The sequence below is a fragment of the Fusicatenibacter faecihominis genome (assembly GCF_020686945.1).
Lineage (GTDB): Bacteria > Bacillota > Clostridia > Lachnospirales > Lachnospiraceae > Limivivens > Limivivens faecihominis.
Genome location: NZ_JAJEPR010000100.1, coordinates 1 through 1,191 on the forward strand (window position 1 = coordinate 1; position 1,191 = coordinate 1,191).

1 protein-coding gene and 1 pseudogene are annotated in these 1,191 nt (G+C 38.3%); both read right to left on the reverse strand.

Annotation, left to right across the window (positions count from 1 at the left end; genetic code table 11):
* Window positions 1-265: ParA family protein (locus LKD71_RS18055; protein ID WP_227616431.1), on the reverse strand; the 265-nt coding region annotated here is incomplete at its 3' end.
* 298 nt (window positions 266-563) lie between these two features.
* A pseudogene (locus LKD71_RS18060) lies at window positions 564-1,172 on the reverse strand (tyrosine-type recombinase/integrase); the annotation flags it as partial.
* Window positions 1,173-1,191: the final 19 nt, after the last annotated feature.

The following is a 1,191-nucleotide window of genomic DNA, read 5'->3' on the forward strand; positions in this document are numbered from 1 at the left end:
TGTCTATCCCCTCTGCCTGATGTCTGATATAACAGTCGGAAGGAATATCTTCATCTTTCATTACTGCATCCATAAGAACTGTAAGTGTTTCATTACTGTCATCACAATCACGATATCCAAATCCTGCGGATACATCAGACTGTGGATCGGCATCAACGATTAACACTTTCATATTTTTTTGTGCTAATCCTACTGCTAAATTAGCTGTACATGCGGACTTTCCAGTTCCCCCTTTTTGGTTTACAATAGAAATAATTCTAGCCATTTTTTCATCACCTTTCAATCAATAAAAATGACCGAATCAGCTAAACAGATTTTCATCCATTACGAGCTAATTCGGTCCTGTTTTCGCTATTAAATTGTAATATCATCACTTTCGTGATACAGTAAAAGCATCTCAGATAAAAGCGAATATTTTCTTTCATCTGAATAAGGTTTTTATAAAAGATAGGCCTTTCCTTCATAAATTTGTTGATTCGTTGCAAGTTTTTTTCAGGACCAAATCGCCTCAACCCCTTGTATTTACTGGGTTTCCGTTGATTTAGTCTTATTTTATCATCATCATCACCGATACGCATTCCGGTCCAGTACAACAGAAGAAACGCCATTCTTGTCTCCGGTTTATCACTTACAGTCTCCAGAAAATCATTAAACTCTTCCTGCATCCAAAAATCCTTCGGTTCTCCTTTGCTCTTGCCTATCGCTCCTGCCTTCCTGCAGGGATTATCCTGCAGGTTATAATATCGCATAGCATAATTGAAGATTGCAGTCAGCTGGCAGTTCACTGTTTTCAGATAAGTAGGAGAATATCCTTTTCCATTCTTATCCTTATACGTCAGCAACTCATTCTGCCATGCACGGACATCTGCCACCGTAATTTCACTGAGAATCTTCTTTTCAAAATAAGGCTTGATTTTCAGGTCGATAATATATCGCTTCGTGTACATAGTGTTTTCTCTGAGACGTACATCCATATCTTTGTAATAAATCTCCAGAAAATTTCCAAATTCAATATCCACACCCTGGCTCTGCTGTTGCAGAAAATCTCTTTCCCATTCCTTAGCTTCACCCTTGGTCCTGAATCCTCTTTTCTGTTTTCTTTTTCGGTTTCCCCGCCAGTCTTTGTAATACACCTGTACTTTCCAGTTTTTTCCTTCTTTGTAAACCCCCATTACTAATCCTCAACTTTCA